Annotated in this window: 19 protein-coding genes and 3 pseudogenes; 16 read left to right on the forward strand and 6 right to left on the reverse strand. The window is 34.9% G+C overall.

Annotated elements, in window-relative coordinates; genetic code table 11:
* Window positions 1–20 precede the first annotated feature (20 nt).
* The 3 genes from BWGOE10_RS04415 (at window position 21) to BWGOE10_RS04425 (ending at window position 1,135) form a co-directional block, all read left to right on the forward strand.
* The gene (locus tag BWGOE10_RS04415; RefSeq protein ID WP_070141081.1) at window positions 21–284 is read left to right on the forward strand and encodes a DUF4176 domain-containing protein; all 264 of its coding nucleotides are present in this window, start codon (window positions 21–23) and stop codon (window positions 282–284) included.
* A 440-nt stretch (window positions 285–724) separates the two neighbouring features.
* The gene (locus BWGOE10_RS04420) at window positions 725–916 is read left to right on the forward strand and encodes a hypothetical protein (RefSeq protein ID WP_001147553.1); all 192 of its coding nucleotides are present in this window, start codon (window positions 725–727) and stop codon (window positions 914–916) included.
* 30 nt (window positions 917–946) lie between these two features.
* A complete protein-coding gene (locus tag BWGOE10_RS04425; protein ID WP_070141082.1) occupies window positions 947–1,135 on the forward strand; it encodes a hypothetical protein in 189 nt (62 codons plus the stop codon).
* 42 nt (window positions 1,136–1,177) lie between these two features.
* On the opposite strand, the pseudogene BWGOE10_RS33900 reads toward BWGOE10_RS04425, so the two are convergent.
* Window positions 1,178–1,315 (reverse strand): annotated as a pseudogene (locus BWGOE10_RS33900) (integrase); the annotation flags it as partial.
* A gap of 127 nt (window positions 1,316–1,442) precedes the next feature.
* On the opposite strand from BWGOE10_RS33900, the gene BWGOE10_RS04435 reads away from it, so the two are divergent.
* A complete protein-coding gene (locus tag BWGOE10_RS04435; protein ID WP_070141084.1) occupies window positions 1,443–2,114 on the forward strand; it encodes a hypothetical protein in 672 nt (223 codons plus the stop codon).
* Between the two features lie 266 nt (window positions 2,115–2,380).
* Complete coding sequence (locus tag BWGOE10_RS04440) at window positions 2,381–2,851, forward strand: SMI1/KNR4 family protein (protein WP_070141085.1); 471 nt, start codon at window positions 2,381–2,383, stop codon at window positions 2,849–2,851.
* A gap of 91 nt (window positions 2,852–2,942) precedes the next feature.
* On the opposite strand, the pseudogene BWGOE10_RS31065 reads toward BWGOE10_RS04440, so the two are convergent.
* Window positions 2,943–3,511, reverse strand: a pseudogene (locus BWGOE10_RS31065) (tyrosine-type recombinase/integrase).
* Between the two features lie 360 nt (window positions 3,512–3,871).
* Here BWGOE10_RS31065 and BWGOE10_RS04445 point away from each other — a divergent pair.
* The 3 genes from BWGOE10_RS04445 to BWGOE10_RS32720 all read left to right on the forward strand — a co-directional run bounded on the left by BWGOE10_RS04445 (window position 3,872) and on the right by BWGOE10_RS32720 (window position 5,036).
* Window positions 3,872–4,276, forward strand: a complete 405-nt coding sequence (locus tag BWGOE10_RS04445; protein ID WP_070141086.1) for an alpha-ketoglutarate permease — start codon at window positions 3,872–3,874, stop codon at window positions 4,274–4,276.
* A gap of 288 nt (window positions 4,277–4,564) precedes the next feature.
* On the forward strand, window positions 4,565–4,726 hold the full coding sequence (locus BWGOE10_RS32715) for a hypothetical protein (protein ID WP_171903091.1): 162 nt from the start codon (window positions 4,565–4,567) through the stop codon (window positions 4,724–4,726).
* 151 nt (window positions 4,727–4,877) lie between these two features.
* Window positions 4,878–5,036 (forward strand): hypothetical protein, encoded by a 159-nt coding sequence (locus tag BWGOE10_RS32720; protein ID WP_002087303.1) that lies wholly within the window; start codon window positions 4,878–4,880, stop codon window positions 5,034–5,036.
* Window positions 5,037–5,253: 217 nt separating this feature from the next.
* Here BWGOE10_RS32720 and blaIII read toward each other — a convergent pair whose 3' ends face one another.
* Both blaIII and BWGOE10_RS04460 read right to left on the reverse strand, forming a co-directional pair.
* On the reverse strand, window positions 5,254–6,201 hold the full coding sequence (gene blaIII, locus BWGOE10_RS04450; RefSeq protein WP_002016516.1) for a class A beta-lactamase BlaIII: 948 nt from the start codon (window positions 6,199–6,201) through the stop codon (window positions 5,254–5,256).
* A 563-nt stretch (window positions 6,202–6,764) separates the two neighbouring features.
* The gene (locus BWGOE10_RS04460; RefSeq protein WP_070141088.1) at window positions 6,765–8,087 is read right to left on the reverse strand and encodes an MFS transporter; all 1,323 of its coding nucleotides are present in this window, start codon (window positions 8,085–8,087) and stop codon (window positions 6,765–6,767) included.
* Between the two features lie 225 nt (window positions 8,088–8,312).
* On the opposite strand from BWGOE10_RS04460, the gene BWGOE10_RS04465 reads away from it, so the two are divergent.
* The 5 genes from BWGOE10_RS04465 to BWGOE10_RS04485 all read left to right on the forward strand — a co-directional run bounded on the left by BWGOE10_RS04465 (window position 8,313) and on the right by BWGOE10_RS04485 (window position 15,194).
* Window positions 8,313–9,902 carry a sensor histidine kinase gene (locus BWGOE10_RS04465; protein ID WP_070141089.1) on the forward strand — a complete coding sequence of 530 codons (1,590 nt, stop codon included), beginning with the start codon at window positions 8,313–8,315 and terminating at the stop codon, window positions 9,900–9,902.
* 19 nt (window positions 9,903–9,921) lie between these two features.
* The gene (locus BWGOE10_RS04470) at window positions 9,922–10,599 is read left to right on the forward strand and encodes a response regulator (protein WP_070141090.1); all 678 of its coding nucleotides are present in this window, start codon (window positions 9,922–9,924) and stop codon (window positions 10,597–10,599) included.
* Window positions 10,596–11,564 carry a tripartite tricarboxylate transporter substrate binding protein gene (locus BWGOE10_RS04475; protein ID WP_070141091.1) on the forward strand — a complete coding sequence of 323 codons (969 nt, stop codon included), beginning with the start codon at window positions 10,596–10,598 and terminating at the stop codon, window positions 11,562–11,564. Before BWGOE10_RS04470 ends, BWGOE10_RS04475 begins: the two co-directional genes overlap by 4 nt.
* A 225-nt stretch (window positions 11,565–11,789) precedes the next feature.
* Window positions 11,790–12,191: a (deoxy)nucleoside triphosphate pyrophosphohydrolase gene (locus tag BWGOE10_RS04480; RefSeq protein ID WP_070141092.1), complete on the forward strand. Its 402-nt coding sequence runs from the start codon at window positions 11,790–11,792 to the stop codon at window positions 12,189–12,191.
* A 114-nt stretch (window positions 12,192–12,305) separates the two neighbouring features.
* Window positions 12,306–15,194 (forward strand): DUF3427 domain-containing protein, encoded by a 2,889-nt coding sequence (locus tag BWGOE10_RS04485; RefSeq protein WP_070141093.1) that lies wholly within the window; start codon window positions 12,306–12,308, stop codon window positions 15,192–15,194.
* A gap of 215 nt (window positions 15,195–15,409) precedes the next feature.
* Here BWGOE10_RS04485 and BWGOE10_RS04490 read toward each other — a convergent pair.
* A pseudogene (locus tag BWGOE10_RS04490) lies at window positions 15,410–15,781 on the reverse strand (ParB N-terminal domain-containing protein); the annotation flags it as partial.
* Between the two features lie 380 nt (window positions 15,782–16,161).
* On the opposite strand from BWGOE10_RS04490, the gene BWGOE10_RS04495 reads away from it, so the two are divergent.
* The gene (locus BWGOE10_RS04495; RefSeq protein WP_070141094.1) at window positions 16,162–17,022 is read left to right on the forward strand and encodes a DnaD domain-containing protein; all 861 of its coding nucleotides are present in this window, start codon (window positions 16,162–16,164) and stop codon (window positions 17,020–17,022) included.
* Complete coding sequence (gene dnaB, locus BWGOE10_RS04500; protein ID WP_070141095.1) at window positions 17,019–18,308, forward strand: replicative DNA helicase; 1,290 nt, start codon at window positions 17,019–17,021, stop codon at window positions 18,306–18,308. Before BWGOE10_RS04495 ends, dnaB begins: the two co-directional genes overlap by 4 nt.
* Window positions 18,309–18,674: 366 nt before the next feature.
* Here the strand turns inward: dnaB and BWGOE10_RS04505 are convergent, their stop codons facing one another.
* Window positions 18,675–19,457, reverse strand: coding sequence for a TrmB family transcriptional regulator (locus BWGOE10_RS04505; protein ID WP_070141096.1), 783 nt, complete (start codon window positions 19,455–19,457; stop codon window positions 18,675–18,677).
* 110 nt (window positions 19,458–19,567) lie between these two features.
* On the opposite strand from BWGOE10_RS04505, the gene BWGOE10_RS04510 reads away from it, so the two are divergent.
* A complete protein-coding gene (locus BWGOE10_RS04510; protein WP_070141097.1) occupies window positions 19,568–20,335 on the forward strand; it encodes a TSUP family transporter in 768 nt (255 codons plus the stop codon).
* The last annotated feature ends 21 nt before the right edge of the window (window positions 20,336–20,356 follow it).

Raw genomic sequence — 20,356 nt, forward strand, 5'->3', positions numbered from 1 at the left:
TAAAGGAAGGATGGGGAATTATGCAATTTTCTAAAGAAAAGTTTTTACCAAATGGTTCTATTGTTCTATTAAAAGGTGGGACGAAGAAAATTGTGATTTATGGAAGAAAACAAAAGCTTATGGTTAAAGAACCTGTGATGTATGACTATATTGGCTGTTTTTATCCAGAAGGATACATTAATCCTGATTATACATTTGTATTTAATCATGAGGATATTGAAGAAATTATATTTGTAGGTTTTATAGATGAGGAAGAAGAGGCATTTGTAGGATTGCTTAATTGAATAGGATCTAGAAACAGGGAAAGTAATCGAAACGATTCATGCCATTTATAAATAAAAACGAAGTTTGCAACCAAACTTCGTTTTTTCAATGTGTAATGAATTAAAAAATTTATTTGAAATTGCATAACATTTATCCCGCATTAACGGGCAGTAAGACCCCCACCTCAAAATTCAGCGAAAGCAAAGAAGTTAGGTGGGGATCAACTGCCCGTAAAAGCCCGATTGGTTCAACTAATAATCAGTGGGGGATGAACAAAACCCCCACTGATTAAAGTTTCACTTTATAGGAAACTGCGATGTAATAGCAAAAGGGGAAGTAGGATTAGGTACATTCGGTTTTAAAGCAAAGCTTGGAGCTGAAAATGGGGGATACTTTGGGGATGAGTTTGGTCTTGGAGGGTTTATTAAATTTGAAAAACCAAAGAAGGAGGAAAGCTGATATGCAAGCATTTAAAGTTGGAAAATTAGTCACATTCGTTGCAATTATAATACTTCTTGTAGTTGCTATTTTATCTCCTTACAACTTATTTAAAAAGATTTATTTTATTATTGGTGTTCTTATTATTGGCGCAATTTCACTTGGCGCAAATAAATTCTTTGAACTGGTGCACAGTAAATTTAATAAGAAATGATATTACCTATGTGATAGGGGAATTCAAAATATGAATAAATCATTAAGGATTATTACCATTGTTGGGGTACTTATTCCCCTTGTAGTAATATGGAATTTGCCTGAAGCTCCTTCAAAAGAAAAAATCCTTTTTACAGTTATTCAATTATCTATTGGATTTGCTTCTATAATCATTTTAGAATTTATATTCAGATACAAAAAGAAAAAGGAGAGCAAATAAATGAAATTATTACCTATTGGATCAGTTGTTAAACTAGAAGGTGTAGAACCAATAGCCGAAGGTTTTGCGCATGGTGTGAGTCCTAATAGATTCGATACCGGCAAAATCTTCGGCTTTTTGAAATTTTTGATAAGCCTAGATCTTATTAATGGGGTGATCTTCTTTTCGAGAAGGGAATAATATTTCACAGAAGGTGTGAAATGGGATGTTGATTTAGATGGTGATGGTGAAGATGACAGTATTAAGGATATGGTGAAAACGGGTTCGAAAAAAGCTTGGTCAACAGTAGCGGGGTGGTTTAATTAACATGAAAAAAAGTATAGATTTTAATAAGAAAGCTTTTGCACATTATATGGCTCTTTATCCTGTAAATGAAATAAGAGTCCACGTAATTGGCCTTGTTCTTATGGGAGCAGACATATTTATTCTGTTGCCCGCTTTTGCGAATCCTTTTCGATTACTCTATGTATATATAGTAACTCCTCCAGTTATTTTTTTAAATTTGTGGGCGATATGGATTGCTATCAATCCTCGGAAACGACAATTACAATACACTCTATTTCGAGGAGTATATGGCACCATATGTTCAGTCGGATTATTGGTTATAACTCAAAAATATGCCTATGAAGTGTTACAATTACAAACTCCCATCTATTTTATTCTTTCATTTGGTTTGTATGGTTTTGCTTTGTATCATTTTTATAAAAATCATATTGAAAAACTTCAGGAACCAAGAAAAAAATCAAAATCATCGAAAGGAACTGGTGGTGTAAAAGTAGCAGCTATTGCAGCGGGATTGGGGCAGTTAATTGCTAATATAATTCTTAGCATTGCAACACAACAGATGGGGGCAATTGTATTTATGTCTGCATGCACAGTGTTTTCGTTTGTTTTGTTTTATATGATTATAGAACTCCATAAGTATTATTATTTACGGAAGCATATAGAAGATGGAGGGAAAATACGTATAGGCTTTTAAAGAGAATTTGTTGAATTTCAAGTATATAATCGCATTCTTCTTATAGTTGGTTAAAGGATAGAAAAAATAGGAGGGAGAGTTAATCTCATGAATGTGGGATTACATTTAGATAGCAGAGAGATCTTTTTTCTATTTCGGATTATAGGGATAGAAGAAGTTAAAGGATTTGAAAATCCATACCAGGCTATACCTTAGAGTAAAAAGATCAAGAGTGGATATAGGGATAAATAATATTTAAAGGTAGGTAAATAATTGGAGGAATTAAAATGAAGATTAAAAATGGTAGTGAACTTCAATCACCAAATGATGAATTAATTGAATCATTTGAGGAATATTGTGAGATAAAATTACCAACTGATTTTATAGATTTTTTGAAAAAATATAATGGTTCTATTCCAATTACTAATGTTTTTTTACATGAAAAAAACGAACTTTTAATTGAACGTTTCTTATGTTTGTTGGAGGACCCAGAAGATGATGATGAAAATGGTTGGTATGATATAGAGGTTGTATTATCTGATATCGATACTCGTTTAACGGATGATGAAGATTTAACAGGAGTAAATGTTATTCCGTTTGCTGTTTTATTCGCAGGTGATTTTCTTTGTTTAGATTTTAGAGAAAAAGAAATACCATCTGTTGTGGTATGGTATCATGAAGAATCAGAAGAGTTGAATCCAGTAACTAGTGAAGTTGCAGATAATTTTAGTGATTTTTTAAGTATGTTAAAAGAATAATGTAAGAAAAGTAATTAAATTTTATTTATGGGTTTGAATTTGTATTAAAGTTTTTTGCTTTTTAATAGGTTGATATATATTTTAAAAGAAATTAAAGGAGAAATGTATCAAGGATATTATCCTTTTCTTCTTTATTGATACCAATGTATTTAAGTGTAATTTGTGGTGTACTGTGATTAAGAATTTCTTGTAACATAGCTACATCTTTTGTTTATAAAACCAATAGCCGAAGGTTTTCCGCATGGTGTGAGTCCCGATGGATTCTATATCGGCAAAATCTCCGACTTTTTGCAATTGTCGATAAGCCTGGATCTTACTAATGGGTTAATCTCCTTTTCGGGATGGGAATAATCAGGTATTTTCTAGGGTTTGGGTATACGAATAGACTTCATCAAAAATAGAAGCAAGATTAATCATACGTTCTTTCTTCGTTTTTCCTTCTTTGATCTTAAATTCTTTTCTTTTTTTTCGTTTTAACTTTACTATGGTTTGGGTTTCAATTTGGAGTAGATCGCTGACACGTAATCCTGTATGGATCCCAATAAGGAAGAGAATATAGTCTCGTTCAGAATAATGACGTTTGAGAGCCTATTTCATATCTTCAATCTGTTCTTTACTTCTGATGGGGTGGACATCAATGAGATGTGGTTTTTTGTTCACGGATTTTTAACATCTTTATTTACAGTGTTTCGAATGTAAACTAATAATAAAAAGTTTGCTTTCAAATTAGAAAAGGTTAGTCCCTCACTTCACTCCAGCTAAAAACCTCACACCCAAAAACAAAGGGGAACTCAATTGTTCAAACTCATATAAAGTTTCAATCTTGTCTAAGCATCCATTAGGATATACAATTGATCCTCTATTTTTCTTTACATAATCTCCAGATACAGTCCATATCAACTATAGATTCTTGTCTTATGCTAAATGTAATCAAAAAGCAAGTAGATAAAGATAATGACTAAAACATTAACTCTAGATACTTTTTTGATGAATATTACAAATAAACAGGAGGTAATGAAAATGATTAAAACATTATTAGCAGGAGCACTTTTAAGTACAGGATTGGTAGCGGGAGGTGCAGTAGGTGCAGATGATGCGAAAATGGACAATTTAAAGTCAAATGAAAATAGTTCAAATCAAGTAATTACACAAAGTGCAGATGGAACAACGTCTTTCTCACAAAACTTTGATTTACCTAAAGATGCAGTGCCAGCAACTCCTAAAGGAGAAGCAAAAACTGTTGAAAGAACAGAAGGTACAGGTTCTCAAGAAGGAAAAATGGTACCAGCAAAAGAAGGTACAGATTCTCAACCTGGATTTGAAATGGGAGCCCCTGAAAAACCAGAACATGCAAAAACTGTTGAAAGAACAGAGGGTACAGACTCTCAAGAAGGAAAAATGGTACCAACAAAAGAAGGAAATTAAATAATATATAGTTATAACGAAGAGCATCCAAAAAGTGGTGCTCTTTTTATATTATAGGGATTAACTGGTTTTACTCAATATAGAACTGTAGCGGGAATTCAAGCTAGAATATGGGTTACTGTCTCTTCAAATCATGGTGTTTGAAGCAATAGTTTTGGTGGTAACGTTACAACATAAACATTTTATTAGAGATTTTTTAAATTTACATACACTCTAGATAAACTACATATCAACTTCAGATACTTGTTTTATGATATAAGTAATCAAACAAAAGGAGGGCAATACAAAATGATTAAAACAGTATTAACAGGGCACTCTTTTAAGTACAGGAGATTATTAACAGGTGGAGAAAATGTTGAAGATGTACAGACAGATAAACATATTCCATATGAACAAAATGAATTGCAGCAAACTCTAGAAAAGTACGATTCGAAGAAATTTGAGTTATAAAAAGAAAATAGATAAATATAGTGAAAATAGATAAATTGACAAGAGAAAAGCACTTTGTGTATATCACAGGTGCTTTTTATTTTCATTTTGATATAGGGCTTGAATTAAATTTTTACACTAAAATATATACGGCAAAAAGGGGGGGAGTTCATTGCACAAAGTTATTTATGGAATATTAATTTTAATTTATACTTTGTATTCATTTTTTGTAAGTGATGGAAGTGAAGTAAGGTTTATTATGGTGTTAACTATAGTACTTATCTTTTCTGTGGTTTTAGAAAAAGGAAATGCAAACAAAACGACTGATTAAAGGTCTTTTTGTTTGCATTTTTTAGTTGGCTATTAAAGTCCAGATGTTTTAGGGATAGCACCAAATCGCCATCAAGCTTAAAGAACGATTTATCCCCAAACAATAAAAATGAGCTTTTTATTACAAGTTAGCACCAAATTTCGTTTTTGGGACACTATTAAATTTTTAGTTGATGAAAACACCCGCCTAAAATAGAAAACTTTTAACCTATTATCATTTATTCCGTAGCTTTTAAGGTATTTAACACGACTTTGGTTGCGTCTGCAATAAGTTTATCATCGTATTTAGCATCTTCTTTATCATGATTAGAAAGTATAGCAAGAACAATCGGCTTTTTATTTGGTGGCCAAATAATTGCGATATCATTTCTTGTTCCGTAAGATCCCGCGCCTGTTTTATCAGCTACTTCCCATCCTTTTGGTACGCCCGCACGAATCAATTTATCTCCAGTTGTATTTCTCTTCATCCAATCTACTAATAGTTCACGTTTTTCTATTGGAAGTGCAGTTCCTAATGTAAATGATTGAAGTGTCTTAGCTATCGCTTCTGGTGTACTGGTATCATGTGTTTCTCCTGGATGCACTTCATTTAATTCAGGTTCAAATCGTTCTGAAGTAGTAACAGTATCTCCCATTTCTCTCAAGATTTTTTCAAATTCAGAGGGACCCCCTAACTGTTTAAGAATCAAATTATGTGCTGTGCTGTCACTATATCGAACAGAAGCATCTGCAAGTTCTTTTAACGTCATTCCTGTATCAACATGCTTTTCAGTAATTGGATTATAATTAGAAAGATCTTCATGAGTATACGTAATCCTTTGATCAAGAGCTTCTAATGAGTTCTTGCGTAAAAGAGCGCCCACAGCTAATGATTTAGATGTAGATGCAAATGCAAAACGATCATCTGAATGATAAGCAACAGTTTGATTCGTACCTGTGTCCAGTGCATAAATACCAAGCTTAGCATCATATTCTTTTTCAAGTTTAGCGAAAGATTGATTACCTGTATTTTCTTGTTTAATTTGATTAGCTTGATTCGTTTGTTTAGGTGGTTCAGATTGAGTGTTACTATTGGAACAGCCTATAAGTGATACACATGAAAGTAATACTACAGGCACAATCTTTTTGTAATGTAAAATGTTAAAGAACTTGTTTAAAACGAACATAAATTTTCAACCTCTTTCAAGAATATATGAATTTTGTCTAGGTATTCTAAATACCAATGCAATTAAAGATGGCATAGGGTAGCAATACTACTGCAGCTAAAATTTCACAGGTTAAAGGACATCCAAAACGTTTATATGATTGATAAGTCACGGTTTGGGTTATTTCTTTTTTGTTTTCACTTGTAATGGTTCACCTGTGAAAGTATTAAACTTGTAATACTTAACCGTAGTATTACAATACATATTTTTTACTTTTGGGAATAATAAGTCCTTTCTTTTTTTTGTAATACATAAAAATAGATGTCAAACGGGATATGTTGTATCCAGTCTGGACAACTAATATTAGAAATACACTTATTAGACACTCTAAGTAATAAATTTGTTCCACTTTAAGATGAGGAAGAATTTTGGGTTTGTAAAATAACAATGGAACTACGTGTTTTTTCGTCATACAAAAACCTCTACATATAAGTAGAGGTTTTTAAATTGTATATTAATGAATTATGATTTTTTAGATAAAGAAAGTCGTGCTCAGGTAAAAGAAGTCCATAGAATACATAATTTTAACTAGATTTATTATTTGCTAGTTTATCTCCACCAACAAGTTCTGCTTCAATCTGCGAATTCTTCGAAGACTCTGCCATACGCCAATACGTAATAAAGCTTATCGCGATACATCCAGCTACGTAGAAGTAGAATAGTGACTCCATTCCGATACTCTTTAGCCATAAAGCGATGAATTCCGCTGTTCCGCCGAATATCGCAACTGTTAGTGCATATGGTAAGCCTACGCCAAGTGCTCGAATTTCAGTTGGGAAGAGTTCTGCTTTTACAATTGCGTTAATGGAAGTGTAACCAGTCACGATAATGAGACCGACCATCATAAGTAAGAATGCTACGATTGGCTCTGTCGTTTTTTCCATAAGGAAGAAGATCGGTGCTGTTAGTAAAGTCCCGAGAATACCGAAAGTCATTAATAGTGGGCGGCGACCAATTCGGTCAGATAACAGTCCGGCGATCGGTTGAAGTACAACGAATATGAGAAGTGCAGCAAAGTTAATCCAACTCACAATTTCTTTCGGAAGACCGACAGTATTTACCATGAATTTTTGTAAATATGTTGTGTACGTATAGAATGCAACAGTGCCTCCAAGTGTTAGGCCGACTACTGTTAACACTGCTTTAGGGTGTTTCATAAGAGCGCGAATTGTTCCTGCGCTTTCACGATTTTTAGATTCCATTTTTGAGAACTGCTCCGATTCATCCATCGTACGGCGAAGCCATAATACAGCTACTGCGCCCATCGCTCCAATAATGAAGGGAATACGCCATCCCCAAGCTTTCATATCTGGTTCGCTTAGTAATTGCTGAAGAACAATTTGAACGCCTAATGCAACCATCTGTCCAGCAACGAGCGTTACATATTGGAAACTTGAATAAAAGCCACGGCGTCCACTACTAGCCATTTCAGATAAATACGTTGCGGAAGTTCCGTACTCTCCGCCAAGTGATAATCCTTGAAGTAAACGGGCAAGAACTAAAATAATTGGCGCCATAATACCGATACTTTCGTAACTCGGTGTACAGGCGATAATTAAAGAACCACCGGCCATAACCGTAATGGAAAGAGTTAATGCTGCCCGGCGTCCGTGCCGATCTGCATAACGTCCCATTAGCAAACTGCCGATAGGGCGCATTAAAAATCCGACTGCGAAAATAGCGGCTGTGTTCAGTAATTGACTCGTTGGATCTCCTTTAGGAAAGAACTCTGCTGAAAAATAAACAGCAAAAGCAGAGTAAACGTACCAGTCGTACCATTCAATTAAATTACCGACTGAACCTTTGAAAATATTGCCGGCGACTCGGTTAGATTTTACTTGAGCCATAATAATTCCTCCTCTTGCTTATAAATAAAATGATAATTATGAAAGCGTGTTCATCGTAATTGAATTGTACTGTCTCTGGATTGAAATCTCAATATTATGACAATTTTATTCTTTTTGTACTTTATGTACATGGGTATTTTTAATAGTTGCTTCATTTTCAGTTTTGTCATAATAATAGAAAAAGGAGATTGATATTTTCGAATATTTTATCAAAGGATATGAAGTATGAAAAAATCACGCAAAGTGTCATTACAAACGAAAATACTAGGCTTAATTATTACATTAATTTTATTTGTCGTTCTCCTATTAGCGGGAATATTTGTTTACATTCAGTCCGTTGATACGAAGCGTCAAGTGGAACAGTTAGCTCTGCAAACTGCTAAATCTCTTTCTTTTATGCCAGCTATAAAAGATGCTTTTCAATATAACGAGCATAAAAGTACCATCCAATCCATTGCGGAACAAGTTCGTGAGCAAGCTGGTGCAGATTATGTAATTGTGGAAGATCGCTATGGGGTTATGTATTCACATTCTAATTCGGAATTGATTGGGACAAAGAGTAATAATCCATATAACTATGAAGCACTTACTTTTGGAGGATATTATACGCTTGAAGGAAAGGGAGTAAGCGGTCCTGCTTTAATGGCGAAGGCACCCATTATTATTCATAACGGAGATTACGATCAAGTAGTAGGCGTTGTTACAGTAGAGTTTTTAATAAAAGGTATTGAATCTAACATATTGAGCAGAACGAAAGAAATTATACTCTTTTCTTTAGCTGTGTTACTAGTTGGAATTGTTGGTGGCATTCTTTTAGCACGTAGTATTAGGAAAGATACACTTGGTTTGGAACCGAATGAAATCGCGGCGTTATACAGGGAACGCAGTGCAATTCTACTATCTATAAAAGAAGGAATCATCGCCATTGATCAAAACGGTTTTATTACGATGATGAACACGTCGGCAGAAGAGATGCTACATGTAAATGGTGATTATATGCAGCAGCACATTTCAAAAGTTTTACCTGATTTTAATATGGAAAGAGTGCTAGAAAACGATCAAGAAATCGCGTTTCAAGATAAAGTGTTTATTTTAAACATGACACCAATACTCGAAAATAATAGTACGGTAGGTGTTGTATGTAGTTTTAGAGATAAAACAGAACTGCAAAACCTTGTTAACACAATATCTGAGGTAAGAAAGTATTCAGAGGATTTACGCGCTCAAACGCATGAATTTACAAATAAGCTTTTCGTTTTATCAGGACTACTTCAGTTAGGACATTACAGAGAAGCGATTGAATTTATCCAGCAAGAATCTAATATTCATCAAAGCCAAAACCATATTTTATTCCATCAAATTCATGATGCAAAAGTACAAGCTATTTTATTAGGAAAACTCGGAACAGCGTCTGAGAAGAAAATCGATTTTCATATTGAAGGAGATAGTGCGCTTCATCCATTACCAGACCATATAAAAGTTTCACACCTCATTACGATTCTTGGAAACATAATCGACAATGCGTTTGATGCGGTGAGTGAACAAGAGGAAAAGAGTGTTTCCTTCTTTGTTACGGATATTGGGCATGATATTGTGTTTGAAGTGATAGATAGTGGAATAGGGATACCGACAGGAAAAATCGCGACCATTTTTCAAAAAGGATTTTCAACGAAAGGAAACAATCGAGGTTACGGGCTAGCGAATGTGAAAGAAATGGTAGATCTACTAGAAGGAACTATTGAAATTCAAAATGAGAAAAATGGGGGGGCTATTTTTACAATTTACCTTCCGAAAGCATTGAGAGACAGTACATGACAAATAGGGGGATGGGCATATGTTGAAGGTTGCAATTGCAGAAGATGATTTCCGCGTAGCGCAAATTCAAGAGGAGTTTTTATCAAAAATAAAGGACGTAAAAGTGATCGGAAAAGCATTGAACGCAAAAGAAACGATGGAACTACTACAAAAGGAAGAAATCGATTTACTTCTATTAGATAATTATTTACCAGATGGAATTGGTACAGACTTATTGCCGAAAATCCATGCTGACTTTCCAAACGTTGACGTCATTATGGTTACAGCGGCGAATGAAAACCATATGCTAGAAAAAGCAATTCGAAACGGCGTAAGCAACTACCTTATAAAACCGGTCACGTTAGATAAATTTGTTCGAACCATTGAAGACTATAAAAGAAAGAAGCAATTATTACATAGTAACAATGAAGTAAATCAAGCACTAATCGATGACTTCTTCGGTATTTCGCAAGTAACAGATATGAAAAACTTACCGACAGGTGTTGATCCGTTAACACTGCAAAAAGTGAAAGGAATTATAAAAGGATTCGAAGAGGGAATTACAATAGAAGAAATGGGAGAACAAATGGGGGCCTCCCGAACAACCGCAAGAAGATATTTAGAATACTTAGTGGCGACAAATGAATGCACAGTAGAATACACATACGGCATTATCGGACGACCAGAACGAAAGTATCGAATAGGACGAGGATTATGAAAAAACGATTATTACTATGTATATGGATCATGACAGGAGTAATAGCTGGTTGTTCCTCGGAAAAACCTCAAACGAATACAGTAAACATAGATAAAGTAGAAATTGTTGCGCCAAACGTTCAAGGAGCGGGATGGGACTTAACGGCACGAGCGATGCAAAAAACGCTGACAGAAGAAAAAATCTTCACAAAACCAATCACTGTCACAAACAAAGTAGGCGGCAGCGGTGACGTCGGATGGAAATACACGAAACAAAAAGGCGGTCACGTACTGGCGATTAACTCAAGCTTACTCATAACGAACAACCTACTAGGCCACAGTAAACTAACATATAAAGACTTCACCCCGCTCGCGCTACTCGCATCGGACTGGGAAGTCGTTGTCGTATCAAAAGACTCAAACATAGAAAACGCAAACCAACTAATAGAACAACTAAAACAAGACAAGAAAAACTTCAAAATCGGCGTTGCCCCAGGCCTAGGAAACGACGATCACCTATCCTTCGTACAAGTAAGCAAAGCATTCGGCATAAACCCTGCCGAACTACAATTCTTCGTCTACGAAAACAAAGAAAAAATCATAAACGCCTTAACGAACAAACAAATCAACGCCGCAACCATGACCCTATCCGAAGCCGAAAAACAATACAAAGCCGGCAAAATAAAAATACTAGCCGTATCCTCCGAAAAACGCTTAGACCGATTACCTGAAATTACGACGTGGAAAGAACAAGGGATTGACGTTGTCTTCCAGCACTGGAAAGGGATTATGGGACCGAAGGGTATGACGGAGGAAGAGGTTGCTTATTGGGATGGTGTTATTAAGAGGATGACCCAGAGTGATACTTGGAAGGGGATTTTGAGGGAGAGGGGTTGGGAGAGTTTTTATAAGGATAGTGGGGAGAGTAGGGTGTTTTTGGAGGAATGTAATTTTAGGTATGAGGAGATGGTGAAAAAAGAGGCTTAAGAGGGAAGTGTTCAATCATGCTTTATTTTTGTAGTTACTTCTATATAATATAAAAGAGATGAGAGTGTTAGGCTAATTACATTAAAGGTGATAGATAGTAATAGATAAAATCTATCTTACTGATTAAAAATATATTAGTCGTTAAAAGATATAAAAGGCATTTTTCAGTCTATAAGGTGTGGAAACGTAAATTATAGAGTTTCTGTGAGATTTAAGGAGGACATAATGAAGAAAAATATTTATGTTGTTGGAGCAGTAATTGTCCAAGATGAGAAAATTTTATGTGCACAAAGAGGGCCATCTAAATCGCTACCTCTTATGTGGGAATTTCCAGGTGGAAAAATAGAAGAGGGAGAAACACCTCAAGAAGCGTTAAAGCGTGAAATTGATGAAGAAATGCATTGTAGCGTGCAGATTGGTGAACAAATTGATTATACAGCCTATGAGTATGATTTTGGCATTGTTCATTTGAAAACTTTTTATTGTAAACTTGTTGAGGGAAGTCCAGTTTTAACTGAGCATGTAGCAATTAAATGGTTATTTCCAAATGAACTAGCTTCTTTAGAGTGGGCACCTGCGGATATCCCAACTATTGAGAAATTATCAAAGACATCGATTGTAAAGTGATTTGATTAAAAACTATTCGTTTTATGCGGATAGTTTTTTATATTGTAATAAATTTGCACTTTAAATCAGTGAGTAATACAATTAGTATAAAAATTTGTCATAAATGGTGATCATATGGAGAATTTCATTCAAAAATTAGAGGGATCTTTATATAAAGGGTTTATTGATCAAAAACATAATCATCCCGGAATATATAAGCCTAAGTTATTAGTAAACAATACGAAAAAAAATGAAAATGTTTTAAGCTCATTGTTGGAGGAGCTTGAAAATAGTACATCCTTTATTTTCTCAGTGGCTTTTATTACGGAAAGTGGGCTGGCGACTTTAAAATCACATTTCCTTGACCTTAAACAAAAAGGGGTTAAAGGACGTATATTAACATCTACATTCTTAAATTTTAATACACCAAAAGTATTTAGAGAGTTAATGAAACTTGAAAATGTAGAAGTAAGATTAACAAACTTATCTGGTTTTCATTCAAAGGGATACATATTTGATAACAAAACACATTGTTCATTAATTGTCGGTAGTTCAAATCTGACTGCACATGCTTTGAAGGTAAACTATGAATGGAACGTTAAGTTAACATCGCATGAAGATGGAGAGATTGTACAGCATTTTAAGAATCAATTTGAAGAAGTTTGGGAGCATTCTCAAGTATTAACTGAAGAATTAATTGGAAATTACGAAACAATATATGAACAAGTTGCAGAAAATAAGTTACTAGATCGAGTTATAGAATTACCTGGTCAATATCATAATTCAATTGAAGAAGCGTTAAAAATTACTCCAAATAAAATGCAACAAGCTGCGTTAAAAGAAATACAAGCTATTCGAGAAGCTGGAAAAGAAAAAGGATTAGTTATTTCCGCAACAGGAACGGGAAAGACATATCTTTCAGCATTTGATGTCAGAAATTTTGCACCTAAACGGATGCTATTTATTGTTCATCGAGAGCAAATATTAAATAAAGCAAAATCAGATTTTCAAAAAGTTCTTGGTGGAGCAGATGAGGATTTTGGAATTTTATCAGGATCAAATAAGCAAATGAGCGCTAAATATTTATTTGCGACGATCCAAACCATTTCAAAAGAGGATACTTTACATCAATTTGATCCTGAGCTATTCGATTATATTTTAATAGATGAAGTTCATAAAGCTGGTGCTAGTTCCTATCATAGGGTTATTGATTATTTTAAACCAAAATTTTTAATGGGAATGACTGCTACACCTGAACGTACAGACAATTTTAATATTTATGAGCTATTTGATTACAATATTGCTTATGAAATTCGATTGCAAGAAGCGCTTGAAGAAGATATGCTTTGTCCTTTTCATTATTTTGGAGTTACTGATTTTGAATATAATGGTGAAAAGATAGATGACACTACTGTTTTGTCTAAACTTGTTACGGAAGAGCGAGTGGATCATATAGTTGAAAAAGTAAAATACTATGGTTTTTCTGGTGAGAAAGTAACAGGATTAATGTTTTGTAGCCGAAAAGATGAGGCTGAACAATTATCACATGCTTTAAATAGCAAAGGTTTTCGCACATTTGCATTAACCGGCGACCATTCTCAACAGGAAAGAGAACTGCGAGTGAATCAATTAGAAAATGGCATACTCGATTATATTTTAACGGTAGATATTTTTAATGAAGGAATTGATATTCCGAGTGTGAACCAAGTTGTTATGTTAAGACAAACTCAATCAAGTATTATCTTTATACAGCAGCTGGGGCGTGGACTTCGAAAACACGATTCGAAAGATTTTGTTACAATTATTGATTTTATTGGAAACTATAAAAACAACTATTTAATTCCGATTGCTCTTTCAGGAGATAGATCGCAAAATAAAGATAATATACGTAGATATACAAATGACACGAGTTATATTAAAGGCATTTCAACAGTTAACTTTGAAGAGATAGCGAAAAAGCAGATCTTTAAAGCGATTAATAATAGTAATTTAACAGCAATGAAAGTATTGAAGGACGCTTTTGCCGAGTTGAAAAATAGAATAGGAAGAATTCCATATCTATATGACTTTATAGTAAACCATTCTATTGATCCAGTTGTACTTGCGGAAGGATATTCGAACTATTATCAGTTTCTATTGAAAATGAAAGAAGATGTCCCTGCATTAACAGAGTACGAAAATAAAGTTTTAACAATGCTCTCATTGGAAGTATTAAATGGAAAACGTAAAAACGAAATCGTCTTGTTAAACTTATTATTAAAGCAAGAAAAAGTTGATAAAGATGAGTATGTAAAACAGCTTGAAAAATCTAATTGCTTAACAGATGATGCTACGATTACTTCTGTGCAACGGATTTTTGAATTAGAGTTTTTCTCACAAAATAACCAAAAAAAATATGGGGAAAAGCCAATTCTCACGTTGCAGGATGAGAAGACATTTATATTTAATGATTCTATTCGAAAAAGTTTAGAACAAAATGAATACTTTAAGTATATGGTTATGGACATCATTAAAAGTGCGAAAGAAAAGAGTAAAAACTATGAGTGTGATAGTAACCTGACTATATGCAAAAAATACTCAAGAAAAGATGTGTGTAAACTTTTAAATTGGCATAATGATGAGAGCTCAACTATGTATGGTTATAAGACAAAATATTATACTTGTCCAATATTTATCACATACCATAAAAATGATGAGGTAGAATCCAGTGTTAACTATGGTGATGAATTCCTCAATCAAGATGTTCTGAAATGGTATACAAGAAGTAATAGAACATTAAAGTCAAAGGAAGTTCAGACAATTATTGATGCTAAAGAAAATAATATTGATGTCCATATTTTTGTAAAAAAAGATGATGACGAGGGAACCGACTTTTACTATTTAGGAAAAGCGAGACCTGATAAAGCAAGTGTAGAACAAACTGAAATGCAAGATAAAAAACCGGTTGTTACGATGAATATGATTATGGAGAAATCGGTGGATAATAAGCTTTATGATTATTTAAAGGATAGTAATGTTTTGTAGGTAGATTAAATTTTTAATGCTTGTCTAGCTTAAAAATGATTAACAGGATAGTAGTATTAGTGGATAGGATAAGGCTGTATCAAAATGGCATTGGAGTATATTTTTGATATGGCCTTATTTATTGGATTGTAGTGTGTTGTTTAAATTGAAGCGTGGCTACAAGAAATTGAAAAGACAGGAATGGAAAAAAGCTATAAAATGCTGTTACTGTCAGCGATGTTACATTGCTTAGCAATATCTTCTTCTGTATAACCATCATCAAGTAAAAAACTAATCATTCGTTCTACCTCATAACCTGTTTTTTTCTTGGATTTTAATTCAACACGGAGACGTTTTAGAATCCTAGAGTTTTTTGAGGTGAGTTTTTCCACTTTGCATGTTATGAATGGAACGTTTAAATGTTTTAAAGCCCAAAAACGACGATAACCTTCGACTAGTATAAAACAATTAGAATCTTTTTCTTCAACAATAAGTGGTTCTATTAATCCATTTTGTTTAATGCTTGTAGCAAGACTAAAATCCTCTAAATTCTTTCGGAATTCATTTTCTAGTTTAATATGTTCTAAAGAGATGTTTTTAAATTTCAAAATAAACCACCTACTTGTTTTAGGGTTTATTAATGAATATTCAATAAGTAATTTGTACGATTACTTAACTTATAAATTTATTGTTACAGATATTGCAAAGAGAGCGAGTGATTTTAAGATACTAAAAAGGAGAAAGAGGAACTTTCCTAATCAAAGTAACCGACAACTAGCCCCTTACATACCCCTTCCAAGCCCCTACCAAGTAATAAATCACTAAGAAAAAACAAAACAAAAACAAAAACAAAAACAACTACAAGAACAAACACCGTAGTAGTAGTCAAAAAAAATTTTGAAATAACACGCCAAAAACCCACCCCTCCTCCCTATATATAGTACAAAGAAGAAATTTTAACTTTTGAATCAGGACGGGAGGAATTGGGATGGCGGTGTATCGTAATGTGCAGGTGAATTTTTGGCAGGATGATTTTGTTTTGGATTTGACGCCGGAGGAGCGGTATTTTTATGTTTACTTATTAACTTGTTCGAAGACGACGCAGTGTGGGGTTTTTCCTTTTCCGAAGCGGTTAGCTGAGATGGAGACGGGTTATAATCGGGAGACTGTTGATAAGCTCTTGCAGCGTTTTATTGATTATGGAAAGATTCTTTATGATGCGGAGACGAGGGAGTTATTTATTTTAAATTGGCTTCGTTATAATCCTGTGACGAATACGAATGTGGAGAAGTGTGTGCTTCGTGAGCTTAAGGGTGTGAAGAATAAGGAGTTTGTACATATGTTTCTTCAGAAGTGTGCGGAGGAGGAGCTGAGTGTTCCGATGCTTTTAGCACATTTCGGTATGCCTAGTGATTTGGCTATGGATGATGTTGAGCCAGTTTGCGAGGAGCCGGCGGAGGAAGAGGCTGTAGAGGAAGAAACGGGGAGTCGCGTGTTTTCTTTTTATGAGCAGCATTTTGGTAGTTTGTCTCCTCATACGGTGGAGGAGCTGAGTGCGTGGATGGTTGATTTGTCAGAGGAGCTTGTGCTGAAGGCTCTTCAAATTGCGCATGAGAATAATAAGCGGACGGTTGCTTATGTGAAGGGGATTTTGAGGGGGTGGAACGGGAAGGGATTCACGAAAGTGTCTGAGGTTGAGGCGGATACGGCTCAGTTTAGAAAGAAAGGGTCGTCTGTTGGTACTGGGGAGACGGAGAGTTTTTTGGCGAAGTGTGAGGAGTGGGAGAAGAATGCACCTTCTGAGGAAGAGCTGCAGCGCTTTTTAGCGGAACGCGGGTGGCGGCCATGAGTATTCAAAATGTGGAGGCGGAGAAGACGGTGTTAGGTTCTCTATTACTTGATGGAGAGCTTATTAAGGAGTGCCGTTTGACGGAACAGTATTTTTCTATGCCGGTGCACAAGTCTATATTTCAATTAATGCGAAAAATGGAAGAGGAAGGGCAACCGATCGATCTTGTGACGTTCATTTCTAGAGTAGATCCAAATTTTTTGAAGGGGATCGGAGGAATGGAGTATTTTATAGGGTTAATGGATGGTGTGCCTGCGACTAGCAACTTTTCTTATTATGAGGGGCTTGTTCGAGGTGCATGGAAAATGTATCAGGCTGGCGTTCTTGGGCACAAGATGGGAGAGCGTCTTATTGCGGAGAAGAATGAGAAAATTATTGGTGAGACGATTACGGCGCTTTGTGAGTTAGAGGAAAAGGACTATGTATGTGAGTTTGATTTGAAGGATGCTTTAGTTGGGTTATATGAGGAGCTTCATCAAGATACGAAAGAGAATACTGGTATTGGGACTGGTTATACATCGTTAAATAAAATGACGTGCGGATTGCAGGAAGGTGATTTTGTCGTTCTTGGTGCGCGTCCTTCTATGGGGAAAACGGCGTTTGCGTTAAATATCGCACTGCATGCGGCGAAGTCTGGAGCGGCAGTTGGGCTGTTTTCGTTAGAGATGAGTAGTAAGCAATTGCTAAAAAGACTGGCGTCTTGCGCGGGCGAAGTGTCAGGAGGTAGGCTGAAAAATCCGAAGCATCGTTTTACGATAGAAGACTGGGAAAAGGTGAGTAAGGCGTTTGCGGAGATTGGGGAGTTACCACTTGAGATTTACGATAATGCAGGTGTTACGGTGCAAGATATTTGGATGCAAACTCGTAAGTTAAAGAGGAAGCATGGGGATAAAAAGCTTTTAGTTATTGTAGATTATTTGCAGCTTATTACAGGCGATCCAAAGCATAAGGGTAATCGATTTCAAGAGATAAGTGAAATTTCACGTAAGCTTAAGTTATTAGCGCGGGATTTAAATGTTTGTGTAGTGGCGTTGTCGCAATTGTCTCGTTCCGTAGAGTCGCGTCAAGATAAGCGTCCCCTTTTATCTGATTTAAGAGAGACGGGACAAATTGAGCAAGATGCGGATGTCATTATGCTTATGTATCGTGAGGATTATTATGATAAGGAAACGATGCAGAAAGAGATGACAGAGATTCATGTGGCGAAGCATCGGAATGGGCCTGTTGGGAGTTTTAAATTGAGGTTTTTGAAGGAGTTTGGGCGGTTTGTGGAGATGGTAAATTAGTGGGAGAGAAAAGGTGCGGTTAAAAGAGATGCTAGAAGACAAGTGAAATACTATAATTTTTTTACAAAGAGTAGTATAAAGAAAGACGTAAATAATGTTGAGAGATAATCAAAAAGTTCTTAAATATATAAATTTGTTAAGGGGGTATCCCTAGCCTTTTGCTTAGCGAAATCATATTCATAAACATAACCATTTTTATCTACGGTATAGTAGCCATTCGTTATCAACACCTAAATTTCAAGAAATCTAAAATATAAGGGTCCTAACATATTATATATGACTAATATGTTAGGATCCTTATGTTGTTAGGAATTGGTTTTGTGTAGTATTTTTCTTTATTTTTCGATTCTTTGAATATGTTTCTTATTATTCCATAAAGAAGGATTTTCGCTCTGTAGTAATCCATTGTTCCAAATTGTCTTGGCTACGTCGGACAAGTCGATTCACTAACACATCATGCCACACATAATCCTCTAATAGGTATATATGAACAGGGTCATCTGTATAAAAAGCAACATTACGCTCCTCAAGTGATGGGCCGTAAATCATTTCTTTAGAATCGATTGATAAAATAAACCAATGTTCTGTAGACCGGGTTTCTGTATAAGGTGTTATACGGTGGGTTTCTAGATTTTTAATAGGATTTTCAACATGTAGGGTAATACCTTGTACCGTGACTTTATCAGCTACCTCAGATAGTTCTTCTTTTAACACTTCGTACATCTCATCCCACATCGAAATGACAATACGTTTTTCTGCTTTTTTTATTAATGCCTGACAATAGCTAACTATTGTTTTATTGTCTTTTAAAGTAATCACTCGATTATCCGTTTTTTCCTCGAAAGTTTCTAGTTTTTTTAATGAATCACTGATTACTTCATAAGTAGACTGCCATTCTGATTGCGCCTTTTGTAAAAAGATTTCAACAGGTAGAGGTGAATAGCGAGTGGTGTCATTTATTTCTTCCTTCATGACAATTCCTTTTTCTACAAGGTTACCCAAAATCTCATAAATTCGCGCTCTTGGGATACCCGAATCCTTACTCACTTGGTAGGCTGTGACAGGCCCCTGTTTAACAAGAGATACATAAGATTTAGCTTCATATTCATTAAAACCAATTTTTTTAAGCTGTTGCACTATGTAGTCCACTTTTTTCGTCCTCCGATGTTTGCTTTTATATTTCAACGTTACAATAACTGTTTACATTTAGCAAATTATTAGTTACTATTCAAATAGTGACTAAAGGGGAGGTTAATAGTATGGATTTTTATTTAGACCCATCAGTATTAATTATTTTGATTGTTTTTGGATTTTTAGCTTCATTTATTGATTCAGTTGTAGGTGGTGGTGGGCTGATTGCTTTACCAGCTTTATTATTTACAGGACTGAATCCAGCAAGTGCAGTAGCTACGAATAAACTAGCGTCGACAATGGGAAGTGCAACTAGTAATATTGTGTTTTATCGTTCTGGTAACCTTGATTTGAAATCAGCGTTTAAATTATTTCCACTCACTTTCATAGGTTCCATAATAGGTGCATGGACCGTTCATTTAATGAACCCAGAAGTATTGAAGCCATTGATGCTAATAATGCTCGGTGTGGTTGCTATTTATACGATTTTCAAAAAGGATTGGGGTAGTGTTTCCACTCATAAGAAATTGTCCGGTCGACACTTCATTATTTTTACTTTTTTTATTTTTATTATTGGTTTTTATGATGGGTTTCTAGGCCCTGGCACAGGTTCATTTTTAATGTTTTCTCTTTTATTTATTGGGTATGATTTTTTAAAAGCAGCAGGTAATGCGAAGTTTCTAAATTTAGGAAGTAATATTGGTGCATTGCTGATGTTTATGTATGTAGGGCAAGTAAACTATGCGTATGGTTTCATAATGGGAATTGCACAAATTGCTGGAGGGATCGTTGGCTCCAAATTTGCTATAAAAAAAGGAAGTGGGTATGTTCGTGCCCTTTTCATTACAGTAACCTGTTTATTGTTAGCGAAAAATCTTTATGATTATATTCATTAAGTAATTTTGAACATTTTTTAG

The sequence above is a fragment of the Bacillus mycoides genome (genome assembly GCF_001757995.1).
GTDB lineage: Bacteria > Bacillota > Bacilli > Bacillales > Bacillaceae_G > Bacillus_A > Bacillus_A mycoides_B.